The organism is Rhodococcus sp. DMF-1 (assembly GCF_021441945.1).
GTDB lineage: Bacteria > Actinomycetota > Actinomycetes > Mycobacteriales > Mycobacteriaceae > Rhodococcus > Rhodococcus ruber.
This window is the reverse complement of record NZ_CP090442.1, coordinates 28,705-44,418: the sequence shown is the minus strand read 5'-3', so window position 1 is coordinate 44,418 and position 15,714 is coordinate 28,705. Positions and strand designations below refer to the sequence as shown.

Genomic DNA, 15,714 nt, shown 5'->3' with positions numbered 1-15,714 from the left:
CCCACGGAGCAGGCCCGCGGGCGCTAGCGTCGACAGTCTGAAACCGAGGAAAGGTACGTCAGTGACTGAGGACGCAGCGGTGCGCACGAGAGAGGTCTGGTCCGGCCGGTCGGTGTTCATTCTCGCCGCCATCGGCTCGGCGGTCGGACTGGGCAACATCTGGCGCTTCCCGTACATCGCGTACGAGAACGGCGGCGGCGCATTCATCGTGCCGTATCTGGTGGCCCTGCTGACCGCGGGCATTCCCTTGCTGTTCGTCGACTACGCGATCGGGCACAAGTTCCGCGGGTCGCCGCCGCTGGCGTTCCACCGCCTCAAGCGCGCGACCGAGAGCCTCGGCTGGTGGCAGGTGGGCATCTGCTTCGTCATCGGCGTCTACTACGCGGTGATCATCGCGTGGGCGCTGCGCTACACGTTCTTCTCGGCGACCCGGGCGTGGGGTGACGACGCGGAAGCCTTCTTCCTGCAGGACTTCCTGCAGATGGATGCCGACGCCACGTTCGGCCTCGACTTCGTGCCGGGTGTGGCGTGGCCGCTGCTCGGGATCTGGGTCGTGGTGCTCGTCATCCTGGCGCTGGGGGTGCAGCGCGGCATCGGGGCCGCGAACCGGTTCTTCGTGCCGCTGCTGCTGCTGTTGTTCGCCGGCATGGTGGTGCGGGCGCTGACCCTCGACGGCGCCGCGACCGGTCTCGACGCGTTCTTCCGGCCCAACTGGTCGGCGCTCACGGACACCGGCGTGTGGATCGCCGCCTACGGCCAGATCTTCTTCTCGCTGTCCGTCGCCTTCGGCATCATGGTCACCTACTCGTCGTACCTCAAGCACCGGACCAACCTCACGGGCTCCGGTCTCGTCGTCGGCTTCTCCAACTCGAGCTTCGAGATCCTCGCCGGCATCGGGGTGTTCTCGGCGCTGGGCTTCATGGCGCAGGCGCAGGGCGTGGGTGTGGACGAGGTGGTGAGCGGCGGGATCGGCCTTGCGTTCATCGCGTTCCCGACGATCGTCTCGCAGATGCCCGGCGGTGCATTGTTCGGCCTGCTGTTCTTCGGCTCGCTCGTCTTCGCGGGTTTCACGTCGCTGATCAGCATCATCCAGGTGTGCGTATCGGCGGTCGAGGACAAGACCGGCCTCACCCGCGTGCCGGCGGTCCTGCTCGTCGGCAGCGTCGCGACGATCACGTCCGTTCTGCTGTTCCCGACCACCACCGGTCTGAACACCCTCGACGTCGTCGACCGCTTCGCCAACCAGTTCGGCATCGTCGGGGTCGCTCTCGTCACGCTCGTCGTGCTCGCATGGGGCTTGCGCCGGCTGCCCGAGCTGCAGGATCACCTGAACTCGGTGTCGTCGTTCAAGGTCGGCCTCCTCTGGCGGATCTTCGCCGGCGTCCTCACCCCGGTCGTGCTCGGGTACATGCTGATCAGCGAGATCGTGGACCGGATCGACGAAGGTTACGGCGACCTGCCCGACGCGCTCGTCGCCACCTTCGGATGGGGTGTGCAGGTGGCGGTGATCGTGATCGCGGTGGCGCTGTCGTTCGCCCCGTGGGGGTTGACGGACGCCGAGTTGGCGCACACCGAATCGACGGAAGCGGGAGAGAGACTGTGAGCGGATCTGCGATCGCGATGATGGTCGTCGCACTGGGGTTGGTGTGGGGCGGTCTCGCCGCCAGCCTGATGCATCTACGCCGGAATCCGGACGACACCTCGGGCCTGGAGTCGGCCGAACGCCCTCACGAGTGAAATGTCCGGTCTCGAACCGGACACGACTCGTTTCGTTTGCATAACACCACGCCGCGCCGGACTGGCCGGTCTGTTCTCGCTGTGTTCTGCTTGATCCCACCAACACCACGAGTCACACAGGTAACACGTGACTCGCAGGTCTCCGCCCCGGAGCCGTGCAGGACTCCGGGGCGGACGGTGTTCCGGTTCCGACCACGTACAGGAGCGAAGCATGACCACCAGGACCACCCGGCGCGGGCTGCGCCGGCTCACCGCCGCAGCCTCCCTCACCGTGGCCGCTGCCCTGGCGCTGCCCGCCGTCGCGGCCGCCGAACCCCCCGCGGACCCCATCGTCGCTGCCGCGCCGGCACCCGATCCGCTCGTCGGCGCCCTCGAGACGCTCCGGGCCCAGCCGGGCGCCGATGCCCTCGCGGTCGCCGCCGCCGAGGCCATCGGCTCCGCGCGCGGGGGCGCCACCGACGTCGCCGAGGACTCGCCGCTCTCAGCCTACGAGGACGCCGTGGAGTTCCTGCGCGGCCTCGGCATCGAACCGTTCCTCTACCCCACCGGCGCGCCCTTCTGCACCGAGGGCGGCAGCCTGCCGCTCGGCATCGCCCCCGCCGTCGCCGGGGCCGCCCCCGGCCCGTGGCCGAACCTGAACATCCCGATGGTCGGGCCCGTCAACGCCGTCGATCCCGGGGAGACCCTGTTCGCCTTCGTGCCGATGGGCGTGGAGAAGGACGGCGCGAACACCACCGGGATGCAGGTCGCGTGGTTCAACGTCAACACCTTCCAGGGCGGGTTCGTGCCCATGGGCACCATCGCCGAGGCCGCGGCGCTCGCCGTCCCCGGGGGCGTGCCCGAGTTCGCCCGGCCGCTCGTCGCCACCGCGGTGCAGAACTTCTTCGCCGGTGCGGTCCCGCTCGGCGGAGTCCGCGCAGCACCGGTCGCCACCGGCTCGGGAACCGTCCTCGCCGCCGTGTTCGGCACGGTGCAGAACGGCGAGACGTCGTGCTTCTTCCTGCCGACCGTGGGCATCGTGGAGGTCCCGGCCTGATCGTCCGCGTCCGGGGTGTGTGTGCACGCCCCGGACGCGGACGATCGCGTCAGCCGATCGCCTGGAGCTTCTCCAGCCGGTCGAACACGAGCCGGACCACACTGTCCATGTGCGCCATCACCTGGTCCGCGGTGGCCCGGCCGGCCGCCCAGCTCACCAGGTTCGACATCCACACGTCGGCGATCACGTGCACCGCGTTGAGCAGTTGCTCACTGACCACCTCGACGCCCGCCGCGCGGGCGTACATCCCGGTCATGATCGCTCCGAGCCGGTCGAGTTCGGCCGAGGACGACGCGTCCGCGAACATCGCTGCACGCACGAGCGCGTCGTAGAGGTTGTGGTCGCTCTCGAGCCGGCCGATGTAGCCGTGCAGCACCGACATGATCCGCTCGTGCGCCGAGTCACCGGGGATCTCGGTCTCGCCGAACCGGTTGCTCAGATCTTCGAACAGCAGCACCATCGCCACCACCAGCAGGTGGTTCTTGGACGGGAAGTAGCGGTACACGGTGCCCAGGGCCACGCCCGAGCGCTCGGCGACGGCGCGCATCTGGACCGCGTCGTAGCCGCCTTCCGAGGCCAGCTCCTTCGCGGTCTCGATGATCCTCAGGTAGCGGGCGCGCTGGGCCGGCTTCAGGTCCGCGCCCAGAAACGACGCGGGCCGCACCTTCGATCGCGATGCTGCGCTCGCCTCCGCCATCGTCCTCACCTTTCGTACGTCTGTCCGCCAGCGTAGTGCGCTCCCCGTCCCGTGGCGCCCGGACCCGTGCGGATTGAATGGACAGCTGTCTGGAACGAGTTCCACCGCACACTAGAACGCGTTACAGTTGCCTGGACTCGACCAGTAGGGAGGCAGCGTCCGTGCGTCACGGCATCACCCTGTTCACCAGCGATCGCGGCATCCGGCCGGAGCGGGCCGCCCGGGCAGCTGAGGAACGCGGCTTCGACGCGTTCTACGTCCCCGAGCACACCCACATCCCCGTGCGCCGCGAATCCGCACATCCCGGCACCGGCAACGAGACGCTGCCCGACGACCGGTACCGCCGGACCCTGGATCCGTGGGTCGCGCTCGGGCTCGCCGCGGCCGTCACCTCGACCATCCGGCTCGGCACCTCGGTCGCCCTGCCCCTCGAGCACGACCCCATCACGCTGGCCAAGACCGTCGCGACCCTCGATCACCTCTCCGGCGGGCGGGTCGTCCTCGGCGCCGGATTCGGCTGGAACGCCGAGGAACTCGCCGACCACGGCGTACCGCCCGGAAAACGGCGCACCGCGCTGCGCGAGTACCTCGAGGCGATGCAGGCCCTGTGGAACGAGGACGAGGCGGCCTACGCCGGGCAGTTCGTCTCGTTCGGCCCGAGCTGGGCCTGGCCCAAACCGATCCAGCAGCCCCGCCCACCGGTGCTGATCGGCGCGGGCGGCACCGACCGCACCTTCGCGTGGATCGCCCGCTCCGCCGACGGCTGGATCACCACCCCGATCGAACGCGACATCGACGACCGCGTCGAACGGCTGCGGACCACCTGGACCGAAGCCGGCCGCGACGGCGCCCCGGAGATCGTGGTCCTCGCCGGCCGGCCCGACCCCGCCCGGCTCCAGCGGTGGCGCGACCTCGGCGTGACCGAAGTGATGTTCGGCCTGCCCGACCGCCCCGAGGACGAGATCCTCGCCTACCTCGACAAGCTCGCCGCCACGCTGGACTCGACCCGCTGACGGTCCACGACAGAGAAGGAACACCTCCATGACCACTGCCGCCTTCCGCCCACTGCGCGCCGCCGAGATCACCGCCTGGGACCACGAGGCCGACGTCGTCGTCGCCGGCTACGGCATCGCCGGGGTCTCGGCCGCCATCGAGGCCGCCCGCGCCGGCGCCGACGTGCTGATCCTCGAACGCACCGGCGGCTGGGGCGGTGCCGCGGCCCTGTCCGGCGGCATCGTCTACCTGGGCGGCGGCACACCGCTCCAGCGCGAACTCGGATTCGAGGACACCCCCGAGAACATGAAGACGTTCATGCTCGCCGCCCTCGGCCCCGGCGCCGACGAGGCCAAGATCGCGGACTACTGCGACGGCAGCGTCGAGCACTACCGGTGGCTCACCGAGAACGGAGTGGTGTTCAGATCGGCGTTCTGGGGCGAGCCCGGCTGGGAGATCCCCGGCGACGAGGGCCTGATGTACTCGGGCGGCGAGAACTCCGCACCCTTCAACGAGATCGCCACGCCCGCTCCGCGCGGCCACGTGCCGCAGATGAGCAACAAGCGCACCGGCGAGCAGGGCGGCGGGTACATGCTGATGAAGCCGCTGGCCGAGACGGCCGAATCCCTCGGGGTGACACCGGTGTTCGACATCCGGGTGCAGCGGTTGATCGTCGACGACGCGGATCGGGTCGTCGGGATCGCCGCGAAGAAGTTCGGCGACGAGGTCTTCGTGCGGGCACGTCGCGGCGTCGTGCTCACCACCGGTAGCTTCGCGTACAACGACGCCATGGTCACCGCGTTCGCCCCGCAGCTCATCGGCCGGCCGGCCGCCGCGATCGAGGAGCACGACGGCTGCTCCATCCGGATGGCTCAGGCCCTCGGCGCCGACCTCGCGCACATGGGCGCCACCGAGGTGGCGTTCTTCGCCGATCCGCAACTGATGGCACGCGGCATTCTCGTCAACGCCCGCGGCCAGCGGTACGTCCCCGAGGACACCTACCCCGGACGCGTCGGACAGCTCACCCTTCTGCGCAACGACAACCAGGCGTACCTCGTCATCGACGAGGCTTCCTACGAAGAAGGCTGTGCCACCACCAGTTCCACTCCGTACTTCCGGTTCCCGCCGAAATGGGCGGCGGAGACGGTCGCCGAACTCGAATCCGACATGGGCCTGCCGGAGGGCACTCTGCAGGCCACCGTCGAGGTGTACAACCGGCACGCCGCGGCCGGCACCGACCCCGTCCTCGGGAAGAAGCCCGAGTGGGTCAGACCGATCGGGACCCCCGTCGCAGCGCTCGACCTGCGCAACTGCACCGCGGGCTTCACCCTCGGCGGCCTGCACACCACCGTGAACTCGGAGGTCCTGCACGTCTCCGGCGAGCCGATCCCGGGCCTGTACGCCGCGGGCCGCTGCACCTCCGGTGTGTGCGCAGGCGGCTACGCGAGCGGCACGTCGCTCGGGCAGCAGCTTCTTCGGCCGCCGCGCGGCATCGCCGCCGCCGCGACCTGAACGTTCCCCCACCCCGTCGGTGTGGCCGAATGTCACATCGGTTCGATCGAATCGAACCGATGTGACATTCGGCCGGTACGGGCCGGACGGATGGGGGCGGGGCGTTCAGACGACGGTGAGCGGCAGGGGGATTCCCCGGTCGGCGAACGCGAAGGTCGCGCCGGTGCTGAAGCGGGTGATCGCGACCTCGCCGCACTCGCTCGCGGGTTCGGCCTCGCGGATCACCTCGACGGTGAGCGCGTGGGCGTCCTCGGACACCACGCGCGCGGTGAAGTGCGGGTCGACGCCGCGCACCAGCGCCTGCAACGGCCCGAGGTGGTCCCCGTCGATCAGGGTGGGCCACGATCCGTCCGCGTCGGCACCCCCGGACCGCCCGAGGCGCAGGTGCAGCCTGCCGGGCTCCCAACTGATCTCGCAATCGACGTACTGCCTCGGCGCGAACACAGGGTGGACCGAGAGCACCGTCGCCAGTCCTTCGACGTCGCGCGGCAGGCCGAGGGCGTCGCGTAGCCGCTCGGACGCCAGCCCCGCAATGCCGGTCAGCTGCTTGCGGGCGAGGGACAGCGCGGTGTCCTCGTCGGTGCGTTTGCGCACGCCGAGAAGGAAGCCCAGCGTGAGCAGATGCTGTTGCAGGCACACCTCCTCCGCGATCCGTACGAGGGCCGAGTGCGAGAAGTCCGCGAACCGCAGGTCGGAGAGCAAGGGGCCGGAGTAGTCGCCGCGTCCCTCGTCCGCCGGGTCGATCGGACCGAGTTCCACCGCGACGGCCGCGGTAAGGCCGATCGCCTCGGTGTGCGGGGCGGTCTCCGGCGGCACGTGCGACGGGTCGATCGTCACCGTCCACGCGCAGTGCGGGTGGCGGTCGGCCGGCCGGCGCGGGGGCCGGTGGATCGGCCGCACCTGCGCGTGCGGGTTGGTGGCGAGGGCGGTCGCGTCGAAGGTGGGGTCCTCGATGTCGTGGCACATGGCCGTCACATACGCCTCGCCCAGCGGCTCGACGTCCATGAGCGCACCGCAGTGGTCGAGCCGGAACTCGCCGTGGTCGTGGTCGTCGACGCGGAACCGGAAGTCCATGAACTGTGGCGGCGCACCGATGTCGAGCTGCAGCCCCTTGAAGATCGTCTCGACGCCGTCGCCCTCGTACCGCAGGGCGCGCTGCATGCGCCGGGTGTACCACGGGCTCGACGCCTGCCACTCCTCGACGGCCACCTCGGCCATCCCCTGCCGTCCGAACGCCGAGATCAGGTGGGCCATCCCGGACCGGTCGACGAGCTGGCCGCACAGAAGCAGTTCGGGGACGAGGACGGCGAGGTCCGACCGGGTGAGCGCGGCGAACGAGTCGCGGACGTTCACCGGGCTCACCACAGCGGCACCGGTGCCTGTCCGGCCGGGTACCAGCCGGGCAGGCGTTTCGTCGACGTCGACCGTTCGATCCGCCTGTTCATGCCGTCGGACAGGGTGCCGGCCGTGATCATCTCCAGGAACAGGTGGGAGACGTTGCCGAAGTCGAAGAAGTCGCGCTGCCAGGACCACTGGAAGTCCCCGCCGTAGCGGAACCAGCTGCCGCCGAAGCCGTACACCTCGTAGTGTGATCCGTCGTCGCGGGTCGCGTCGGCGACCTGCTTCCAGAAGCCGATGACGTCGCCGGTCCGCTCGTCCACGACGAACCGCTGGTAGGGGTACTGCCATCCCTCGAGACCGGCCATCTCCTGGCCGAGGGCGAGTTCGCGGATCTCCGCCCTTCCGACGGCCATGAAGTCGTCCTTCGGGCCGTAGTTCCAACCGTAGGTCGCGTCCTCGGTGTACATCTCGGCCAAGGGCTTCCAGTCGCCGGCTGCCTCGGCCTTCATGTTCGCTCCGATCCAGCGTTCGATCATCTCGTCGAGTTCGGCTCGGTCGAACGGTGCCATGACGTGTCTCCTCGGGATCAGTCCTCGACGATGCGGAGGGCTCGGGTGGGGCAGTACCGGACGGCGGATTCGACGTCGCCGCGCAGGTTTTCGGGTATGTCGTCCATCAGGATCCGGACCGTGCCGTGCTTTGGAACGTCGAAGACGTCCGGTGCTTCCAGCGCGCACATCGCATGCCCCTGACACAGGTCGAGGTCTGCTTCCACTTTCACGGGGGGTGTCCTCACATCCGACGGCGGTAGCGCACCGCACACGGCTGCGCGAGCTGAACCACCATCTTGGAATGGTCGTTGCGGTAGGTTCCGGACGGCTGGGACATCTCGAATTCGTAGTCCCGCAGCAGGACCGAGAAGATCGCCTTGAGCTGCATGAGGGCGAACGCCGCGCCCACGCACCGGTGCCGGCCCGCCCCGAACGGAATCCAGGTCCAGCGATTGACGATGTCCTCCTGCCGCGGATCGATGTAGCGGCCCGGATCGAAGGAATCGGGCTCCGGGAAGTCCTCCGGGATGCGGTTGGAGATCGCCGGGGTGGCGCCGACGAGATCGCCCTCCCCGATCCGGTAACCCTCGACCTCGAACTCGCCGCGCGCGACGCGCAGCAGCAGGATCAGCGGCGGGTGCAGCCGCAGCGTCTCCTTCAGTACCGCCTCGAGCAGCGGGATCTGCCGCAGCGCATGGTAACTCACGCCCTCACCGTCGGCGTAGAGGACGTCGAGCTCGTCGGTGACCCCGCGCAGGTACTCCGGATTGCGCAGCAGCTCGATCAGCGCCCAGGCCGCCGTTCCCGACGTGGTGTGGTGGCCGGCGAACATCATCGAGATGAAGATGCCGGTGATCTCGTCCGCGCTGAACCGCTTGGCGCCGTCCTCGTCCTCGATCGAGACGAGGACGTCGAGCATGTCGCGGTCCTCCCTGCCTCGGGGCGGGTTCGCGATGCGATCGACCATGATCTCCTCGACGAGGGCGACCAGCCCGCGACGAGCCTCGTCGCGGCGACGGAAGCTCTCGATGGGCGCGTAGGGGTCGACGAAGGCGAGCGCGTCGGTGCCCTTTTCCAGGTCGTGGTACAGGCGCGCGAACCGGCTGTCGAGCTGGCCGCGGAACTTCTTGCCGATCAGGCAGGCCGAGGACGTGTAGATCGTCAGCTCCGCGAAGAACTCCAGCAGGTCGATCTCGCCCTCGTCGCCCCAGCCCGCGACGATGTCCCGGACCTCGCGCTCGATCGTGGCCGCGTGACCCTTCATCTGCTCGCCGCGCAACGCCGAGTTGTGCAGCATCTCCTTGCGGCGCTCGGGGCTGGCGTCGAAGACCACACCCTCCCCGAAGACCGGCTTCATGAACGGGTACGCGGCCTGCTGGTCGAGGTCCTCGTCGGCGGAGCGGAAGAAGAACTCGTTGGCCCGCGCGCCGGAGAGCAGCACGACGTTGCGGTCGGCGAGCTGGAAGACCCCCACGTCGCCGCACTCGTCGCGGACGCGCTGCATCAGTCCGATGGGGTCGGTGCGCAGCTCCTCGAGGTGGCCGTGTTCGTGCTCGCCCCCCGAGACACGCGTGGGAGTGACGATCGTGGTCATTCAGGGTCCTTTCCCCGAGAGTCCTTCAGCAGCGGCGCTTCCGGTTGCACTTCGGTCAGTACCAGGTGGGTTCCGCGCGGGGCCGACACGACGGCGACGACGGCGTTCGCGATCTCGGAGGCGCGGAGGAAGTAGGAGTGCCGGGCGAAGCCCCATCTGGTCCAGTCGGCGAGCAGCGGCTCGATGACCTCCGCGGGGGCGTCGAGCCCCATCCCGGTCTGTGTCGGGCCGGGACGCACCACCGACGCGCGAACCCCCGTGCCCTCGAGTTCCATCCGCATCTGGCGCACGAGCGCCTCGAGACCGGTCTTGGCGGCGACGTAGGCGCCCATGCGGGGCCGCGCGACGTCGGCGCAGTCCGAACCGATGACGACGAAGTCGCCGCGGCGCCGTTCGATCATCCCGGGGAGCACGCGATGGGCGAGACGCTGCGTGCCGACGAGGTGGACGTTCACCTGGAACTCGAACCGGTCCGGATCCATCTCGTGCACGAGCCGGAAATCCATGTCGCCGGCGCCGGACAGGACGATCTCGGTGGGGCCCAGGGCGTTCTCGGCGGCGGTGACGAACTCGTCGACCGAGTCGGTGGACGACACGTCGAGGAAGTGCGCGACGGCCTCGCCGCCTTCGCCGCGGATCTTCTCCGCGAGGGCCTCGCACTGTTCGACGCGCCGGGCGCCGAGGGCGACCGGGTGACCGAGGGCGGCGAGTGCGAACGCGGTGGCCGTACCGATGCCGGAGGAGGCGCCGCCGACGATCGCGGGCCGGCGCGGCGGATTGGGCTCGAATCTAGGCATGGCGCCGGGTCACCTCTACGGGCAGGGCCGCGAGGCCTCGGACATTGGTCGAGTGCACGCGCTCGCAACGGTCGAAGTCGACGTCGTAGTCGGCGACGCGCGCGGCGAACTGTTCGAGCGCGATGTTCGCCTCGAGGCGCGCGAGGTGGGCACCGAGGCAGAAGTGCACGCCGCCACCGAAGCTGGCGATCCTGGACGCGCTGTCGCGGCCGATGCGGAAGGTGTCGGGATCGGCGAACACCTCGGCGTCGCGGTTTGCCGAACCGATGAGCAGCAGTACCTTGTCGCCCGCGCGGATGGTGCCGTCGTGCCGTTCGATGTCGGTGGCGGCGGTGCGCGCGACGATCTGGCTGGAGGTGTCGTAGCGCAGTGTCTCCTCCACCCAACCGGAGACGGCGTCCGGGTTGCCGAGGACGCCGGCCAGCTCGGTCTTGTTCTTCGCACCCCAGTACAGCGCGTTGCCGAGAAGTTTGGTGGTGGTCTCGTTGCCCGCGACGACCATCAGGAACATGAAGCCGATGATCTCGTCGTCGTCGAGGCGGTCTCCGTCGACCTCGGCGTCGAGCAGGGCCGAGGTGAGGTCCTCGGTCCGGTGTGTGCGGCGCTGCGCCAGCATGTCCGCGTAGTAGCCGACGAGGTTCAGCGACGCCTCCATCGCCGCGACGGGCACGTCGAGCACGCCCTGCTCCCGGTGGACCACGAGATCCGCCAGCCGGCGCAGTTCGGCGCGGTCGGCCTCGGGCACACCCAGCAGTTCGGAGACGACGTCCATCGGGAGCTTGCCCGCGAACTCCGCGATCCAGTCGAATTCGCCCGTGCCCAAGGCGGTGTCGAGGTATCGGAGGGTCAGCTCGAGGATGCGGCCGCGCAGGTCGGCGACCCGGCGCGGGGTGAAGCCCTTCGAGACGAGCCGGCGCATGCGCATGTGGCGGGGGTCGTCCATCGCGAGAAACGACATGACCTTGTGGGCGTGGGGTCCGTAGGCCGACGGGTCGAGGGAGACCCCGTTGGCGCTGGAGAGCCGGGTGTGGTCGCGGAAGCCCGCGACGACGTCGGCGTGCCGGGACAGGGCCCAGAAGCCGAGGTCGTCGTTGCGATAGAGCGGCGCCTCCTCGCGCAGACGCCGGTAGACCGGGTACGGATCCTCGTGGAAGCCGTAGTCGTAGGGATCGAACAGGAGCGGTTCGAGCGAAGCCTGGGTCATGCGCTACTCCAATAGAAGTGCGGCGGAGGTCTCCAGCCGATCGGCGATCTTCTCGTAGGTCTCGTATCCCATGCCCGCGCGGACGAGGGCGCCGGCGTAGAGCATTTCCAGCGCCTCGATCTCGTCGGGATCGGCGTCGGGGCCGAGCGCGGTGGCGAGCCGCGCCCGGATGTCGAGGCCGATGCGGGCGCGCAGGTGTTCGACGTCGGGGTCGCGGCCGAGCAGTGCGCTGGTGACCGCGCCGGCGAGTTCGGGCTCGTCGGCCATCATCAGCGCGACGTTGCGCAACACCGCGACCACCCGGCCGACGCGGTCGGTCGTGGCCGCCTCGGGTTCGGGCGAGGCGGCAAGCCGGCGCCAGAACACTTCGGCGACAAGGTGTTCCTTGGACGAGAAGTAGGTGTAGGCGGTCGCCGGTGCGACACCGGCCCGGGCGGCGACGTTGCGTACGGTCAGTCCTGCGAACCCCTCTTCCCGCAGGACCTCCACGGCAGCGCGCGTCAGGCGATCCACGGTGTCGGCCTGCTTCTCGGTGAGACGGCGGCGGGTGGATTCGAGATTCACATTTCTGGACACGTGTCTGGACATTACTACGGTCGCCTGTCCGGGGCAACGGCCTCCGTACACCGGTCACCCCTTCGGGTACACGCGTACGGGCATGGATTTGATGCCGTTGACGAAGTTCGAGCGCAACCGCCGGACCGGGCCCGCGGGCTCGACGCGCTCGATCCGGCGTGCGAGCGTCTCGAACAGGATCCGCAACTCCAGCCGCGCCAGGTGCGCACCCAGGCAGAAGTGCACCCCGGTGCCGCCGAACGCCACATGCGGATTGTGGGTGCGCCCGATGTCGAAGACGTGCGGATCCTCGAAAACGTCCTCGTCCCGGTTCGCGCTCGGGTAGTAGACCACCACCTTGTCCCCCGCCTCGACGGGCTGGCCCCCTATCGTCGCCGGGCACGTCGGAGTGCGGCGGAACCCGATCACCGGGGTGACCCACCGGAGGATCTCCTCGACCGCACCGGCGGCGAGTTCCGGCTCGGCCTGCAGGCGACGCCACTGCTCCGGATGGTCGACGAAGGCCTGCATGCCGCCGGCGGCGGCGTTGCGCGTCGTCTCGTTCCCGGCCACCACCAGCAGCACGAAGAACATGTCGAACTCCATCTCGGTCAGCGTGTCACCGTTCTCGTCCGGCCGGACGAGCCGGGAGACGATGTCGTCGCGCGGCTCCGCCCTGCGCGCCGCGGCGATCTCGTTGGCGTACAAGAAGATCTCCGCGGCGGCGAGTTCTCCGTCGGCGCGGGTGTTGCCGTATTCCGGGTCGTCGAACCCGATCATCCGGTCGGACCAGTCGCAGAGCCTGTCGACGTCCTCCCCGGGTGCGCCGAGCAGGGCGGCGATCACCTCGAGCGGAAGCGGAGCGGCGGCCACCGGTACGAAGTCGACGACCGCGCCGTCGCGGCCCCGCTCGACGAGATCGTCGACGACGCGGTTGCAGATGCCGCGGATGTGTCCCTCGAGCGTCCGGACCGCCCGGGGCGTGAATCCGCGGCTGACGAGCTGGCGCAACCGGGTGTGCTCGGGCGGATCGAGGTTGACGAGCATCGCCGCCTGTTTGCGGCGGGTCTCCTCGTCGAACTCGTCGATCTGCGTCGTGCCGAGCGCCGACGAGAACGTGGTGCTGTCGCGCGAGACCGCGGTGACGTCCGCATGCCGCGTCACCGCCCAGTAGCCGGGTCCGTCCTCCTCGTCCTGCCGGTAGACCGGGCAATTGCGCCGCAGCTCGGCGAAGACGTCGTGAGGGACGCCCTCGGTGTAGAGGTCGGGGTTCTTCAGGTCGATACGGGATGCCGTCACGGGACCACCTCGCACATGTCTACGAATGACCGTCGTTTACAAGCTACACACATTCGTTTGAAATGGAAGATCCGTAGGATGGCTGCATGGGGACCGGAGAGCACAGGCCGATACGCCGTCGGAATCTCAGCCGCGAGAAGGTGATCGACGCGGCCTCGGCGGTGGTGGACGAGTCCGGCTGGGAGCAGCTGACGATGAGCACCCTCGCCGGCCGTCTCGGCATCGTCACCGCCTCGCTCTACAACCACGTCCGCGGACTCGACGACGTCCGCGGTGAGATCCAGGTGCGGACGATGACCGAGCTCGGCGCCCGGCTCCGCGAGGTGGCAATGGGCCGCAGCGGGCCCGAAGGCCTGCGCGCTCTCATCGATGCGCACCGGGCGTGGGCCTCCGAGCATCCGCACCGCTACCAGGCGCTGACGGTGGCGCCGGGCGACCGCAGCGCCCTGCTCGCGGCGGCCCTCGACGCGAATTCGGCCCTCCGCTCGATGCTCGCCTCGTGCGGGGTGCCGGAGGAGGACACGCTCGAGGCCGCGGTGAGCCTGTTCACCGCGATGCACGGGTTCGCCGTGATCGTGCGCAGCGGCTTCCTCGGCGACGAGCTCGACCTCGACCGCATCTACGAGAACGTGGTCGCGGGCGCCCTGGCCGCCGCTCGCGCGGCCTCCGCGCGATCCTGAGTCCGTCCCACGCCGTCGCCGGAGGAAAAACTGCCGGCCGTCCCGAGTGCCCGCCGGCGCGTCCCTGCCGCCGCGCGGACCGGTCCGGCGGCATTGCGCCACCCCCCTAGCCGAACTATAGTCCAGACAGCTGTCCAGAAAATGAGGGGCCTCACATCGTGCCGCCCGGCACTCGACGCCCCGCCGGACCCGTTCCGATACCGCCCGCCACGCCGCCCCGACGAACGGAAGCACCGATGTCCCTGATTCCGACCGGCAGCTCGGCACTGCTCATCGACGGCAAACTCGTTCCCGGTTCGGGAGGCACGTTCGAGGTCGTGAACCCGGCGACGGAGGAAGTCCTCGGCACCGCCGCCGACGGCACCGCCGCCGACGCGGACGCCGCGATCGAGGCGGCCCGTCGCGCCTTCGACACCACCGGCTGGTCCCGCAACCATTCCTTCCGGGCCCGCTGCCTGCGTCAGCTCCGCGATGCGCTGCGCGGTCACCTCGAGGAACTGCGGGCGATCACCATCGCCGAGGCCGGCGCCCCCCGATTCCTCACCACCGGAGCCCATCTCGAGGGCCCCGTCGGCGACCTCGGGTACTTCGCCGATCTGGCCGAGAACTACGCGTGGCGCCAGGATCTCGGCAACGCCGCGCCGATGGGCATCCCCACCCACCGCTACGTGCTCCGCGAGGGGGTCGGTGTCGTCGGGGCGATCACCCCGTGGAACTTCCCGCACCAGATCAACTTCGCCAAGCTGGGCCCCGCGCTCGCCGCCGGCAATGCGATGGTGCTCAAGCCCGCGCCCGACACGCCGTGGTGCGCCGCGGTCGTGGGCCGGATCCTCGCCGAGGAGACCGACATCCCGCCGGGCGTGGTGAACATCGTGACCTCGAGCGACCATGCCCTCGGCGCCCTGCTCGCGACCGACCCGCGGGTGGATCTCGTGTCGTTCACCGGATCCACCCCCACCGGCCGGTCGGTGATGCGCGCCGCCTCGGACACCGTGAAGAAGGTGTTCCTCGAACTCGGCGGCAAGTCGGCGTTCATCGTGCTCGACGACGCCGATCTCGGCGCCGCCTGCTCGATGGCCGCCTTCACCGTGTGCACCCACGCCGGGCAGGGGTGCGCCATCACGACCCGCCTGCTCGTCCCCCGCGGCCGCTACGAGGAGGCGGTCCGCGTCACCGCCGACGCGCTGCGCGGCATCCGGCCCGGCGACCCGGACGACCCCGGCACGGTGTGCGGTCCGCTGATCTCCGAGCGCCAGCGCGCCCGGGTCGAGGGCTATCTGCGGCTCGCCGTCGAGGAGGGCGGGACGATCGTCGTCGGCGGTGGCCGCCCCGCCGAGCACGAGCGCGGCTTCTTCGTCGAACCGACACTGATCGCCGGGGTCGGCAACGACGCGCGGGTCGCCCGGGAGGAGATCTTCGGGCCGGTCCTCGTGATCCTCCCCTACGACGGCGACGACGAGGCGATCCGCATTGCGATCGACTCCCCTACGGCCTGTCCGGAGCCGTCTGGGGTACCGACGAGGACCGGATCCGCCGGGTCGTCGAGGGGGTCCGCACCGGCACCCTGAGCGTCAACGGCGGGATCTGGTACGCCGCCGACGCTCCGTTCGGCGGCTACAAGCAGTCCGGGATCGGCCGCGAGATGGGTGTGGCCGGCTTCGAGGAGTACCTGGAGACCAAACTCGTCGCCGAACCCGCGGCGAAGCAGAGAGGCTGAC

14 protein-coding genes and 2 pseudogenes are annotated in these 15,714 nt (G+C 69.8%); 7 read left to right on the top strand and 9 right to left on the bottom strand.

The window, feature by feature from the left end; genetic code table 11:
- Window positions 1-61: 61 nt before the first annotated feature.
- From LZP97_RS00270 to LZP97_RS00260, 3 genes are all read left to right on the top strand, one after another.
- Window positions 62-1,603 (top strand): sodium-dependent transporter, encoded by a 1,542-nt coding sequence (locus LZP97_RS00270; protein WP_026137803.1) that lies wholly within the window; start codon window positions 62-64, stop codon window positions 1,601-1,603.
- Complete coding sequence (locus LZP97_RS00265; RefSeq protein ID WP_017680887.1) at window positions 1,600-1,737, top strand: methionine/alanine import family NSS transporter small subunit; 138 nt, start codon at window positions 1,600-1,602, stop codon at window positions 1,735-1,737. The genes LZP97_RS00270 and LZP97_RS00265 overlap by 4 nt, the downstream gene beginning before the upstream one ends.
- A gap of 211 nt (window positions 1,738-1,948) precedes the next feature.
- Window positions 1,949-2,773, top strand: coding sequence for a hypothetical protein (locus tag LZP97_RS00260; protein ID WP_010593911.1), 825 nt, complete (start codon window positions 1,949-1,951; stop codon window positions 2,771-2,773).
- A 49-nt stretch (window positions 2,774-2,822) separates the two neighbouring features.
- Here LZP97_RS00260 and LZP97_RS00255 read toward each other — a convergent pair whose 3' ends face one another.
- Window positions 2,823-3,470, bottom strand: coding sequence for a TetR family transcriptional regulator (locus LZP97_RS00255; RefSeq protein ID WP_010593910.1), 648 nt, complete (start codon window positions 3,468-3,470; stop codon window positions 2,823-2,825).
- A 161-nt stretch (window positions 3,471-3,631) separates the two neighbouring features.
- Between LZP97_RS00255 and LZP97_RS00250 the strand changes: the two genes are divergently transcribed.
- Together LZP97_RS00250 and LZP97_RS00245 are read left to right on the top strand one after the other, a co-directional pair.
- On the top strand, window positions 3,632-4,483 hold the full coding sequence (locus tag LZP97_RS00250; protein ID WP_010593909.1) for an LLM class F420-dependent oxidoreductase: 852 nt from the start codon (window positions 3,632-3,634) through the stop codon (window positions 4,481-4,483).
- A 28-nt stretch (window positions 4,484-4,511) separates the two neighbouring features.
- Window positions 4,512-5,952: pseudogene (locus tag LZP97_RS00245) on the top strand (FAD-dependent oxidoreductase); the annotation flags it as partial.
- Window positions 5,953-6,080: 128 nt separating this feature from the next.
- Here LZP97_RS00245 and LZP97_RS00240 read toward each other — a convergent pair.
- The 8 genes from LZP97_RS00240 to LZP97_RS00205 form a co-directional block, all read right to left on the bottom strand.
- Window positions 6,081-7,340 (bottom strand): hypothetical protein, encoded by a 1,260-nt coding sequence (locus LZP97_RS00240; RefSeq protein WP_010593907.1) that lies wholly within the window; start codon window positions 7,338-7,340, stop codon window positions 6,081-6,083.
- Window positions 7,334-7,885, bottom strand: coding sequence for a hypothetical protein (locus LZP97_RS00235; protein WP_017680889.1), 552 nt, complete (start codon window positions 7,883-7,885; stop codon window positions 7,334-7,336). The genes LZP97_RS00240 and LZP97_RS00235 overlap by 7 nt, the downstream gene beginning before the upstream one ends.
- 17 nt (window positions 7,886-7,902) lie before the next feature.
- Entirely contained in the window at window positions 7,903-8,097 is a 195-nt protein-coding gene (locus LZP97_RS00230; RefSeq protein WP_010593905.1) for a ferredoxin, read from the bottom strand.
- Between the two features lie 11 nt (window positions 8,098-8,108).
- Complete coding sequence (locus LZP97_RS00225; protein ID WP_040274098.1) at window positions 8,109-9,461, bottom strand: cytochrome P450; 1,353 nt, start codon at window positions 9,459-9,461, stop codon at window positions 8,109-8,111.
- Window positions 9,458-10,258, bottom strand: a complete 801-nt coding sequence (locus tag LZP97_RS00220) for an SDR family oxidoreductase (RefSeq protein WP_010593902.1) — start codon at window positions 10,256-10,258, stop codon at window positions 9,458-9,460. The genes LZP97_RS00225 and LZP97_RS00220 overlap by 4 nt, the downstream gene beginning before the upstream one ends.
- Window positions 10,251-11,462 (bottom strand): cytochrome P450, encoded by a 1,212-nt coding sequence (locus LZP97_RS00215; protein ID WP_040274097.1) that lies wholly within the window; start codon window positions 11,460-11,462, stop codon window positions 10,251-10,253. Before LZP97_RS00215 ends, LZP97_RS00220 begins: the two co-directional genes overlap by 8 nt.
- Window positions 11,463-11,465: 3 nt before the next feature.
- A complete protein-coding gene (locus LZP97_RS00210) occupies window positions 11,466-12,026 on the bottom strand; it encodes a TetR/AcrR family transcriptional regulator (protein WP_017680893.1) in 561 nt (186 codons plus the stop codon).
- Between the two features lie 66 nt (window positions 12,027-12,092).
- Window positions 12,093-13,316 carry a cytochrome P450 gene (locus LZP97_RS00205; protein WP_040274096.1) on the bottom strand — a complete coding sequence of 408 codons (1,224 nt, stop codon included), beginning with the start codon at window positions 13,314-13,316 and terminating at the stop codon, window positions 12,093-12,095.
- An 86-nt stretch (window positions 13,317-13,402) separates the two neighbouring features.
- On the opposite strand from LZP97_RS00205, the gene LZP97_RS00200 reads away from it, so the two are divergent.
- Together LZP97_RS00200 and LZP97_RS00195 are read left to right on the top strand one after the other, a co-directional pair.
- The gene (locus tag LZP97_RS00200; protein WP_040274095.1) at window positions 13,403-13,996 is read left to right on the top strand and encodes a TetR/AcrR family transcriptional regulator; all 594 of its coding nucleotides are present in this window, start codon (window positions 13,403-13,405) and stop codon (window positions 13,994-13,996) included.
- Between the two features lie 236 nt (window positions 13,997-14,232).
- Window positions 14,233-15,713 (top strand): annotated as a pseudogene (locus tag LZP97_RS00195) (aldehyde dehydrogenase).
- Window position 15,714: the final 1 nt, after the last annotated feature.

What these genes read in the sequence shown, in the direction of transcription:
- LZP97_RS00260 (WP_010593911.1), top strand. Translation starts at nt 1,949, where the DNA reads ATGACCACCAGGACCACCCGGCGCGGGCTGCGCCGGCTCACCGCCGCA.
- LZP97_RS00255 (WP_010593910.1), bottom strand. Translation starts at nt 3,470, where the DNA reads ATGGCGGAGGCGAGCGCAGCATCGCGATCGAAGGTGCGGCCCGCGTCG.
- LZP97_RS00235 (WP_017680889.1), bottom strand. Translation starts at nt 7,885, where the DNA reads ATGGCACCGTTCGACCGAGCCGAACTCGACGAGATGATCGAACGCTGG.
- LZP97_RS00225 (WP_040274098.1), bottom strand. Translation starts at nt 9,461, where the DNA reads ATGACCACGATCGTCACTCCCACGCGTGTCTCGGGGGGCGAGCACGAA.
- LZP97_RS00220 (WP_010593902.1), bottom strand. Translation starts at nt 10,258, where the DNA reads ATGCCTAGATTCGAGCCCAATCCGCCGCGCCGGCCCGCGATCGTCGGC.
- LZP97_RS00215 (WP_040274097.1), bottom strand. Translation starts at nt 11,462, where the DNA reads ATGACCCAGGCTTCGCTCGAACCGCTCCTGTTCGATCCCTACGACTAC.
- LZP97_RS00200 (WP_040274095.1), top strand. Translation starts at nt 13,403, where the DNA reads ATGGGGACCGGAGAGCACAGGCCGATACGCCGTCGGAATCTCAGCCGC.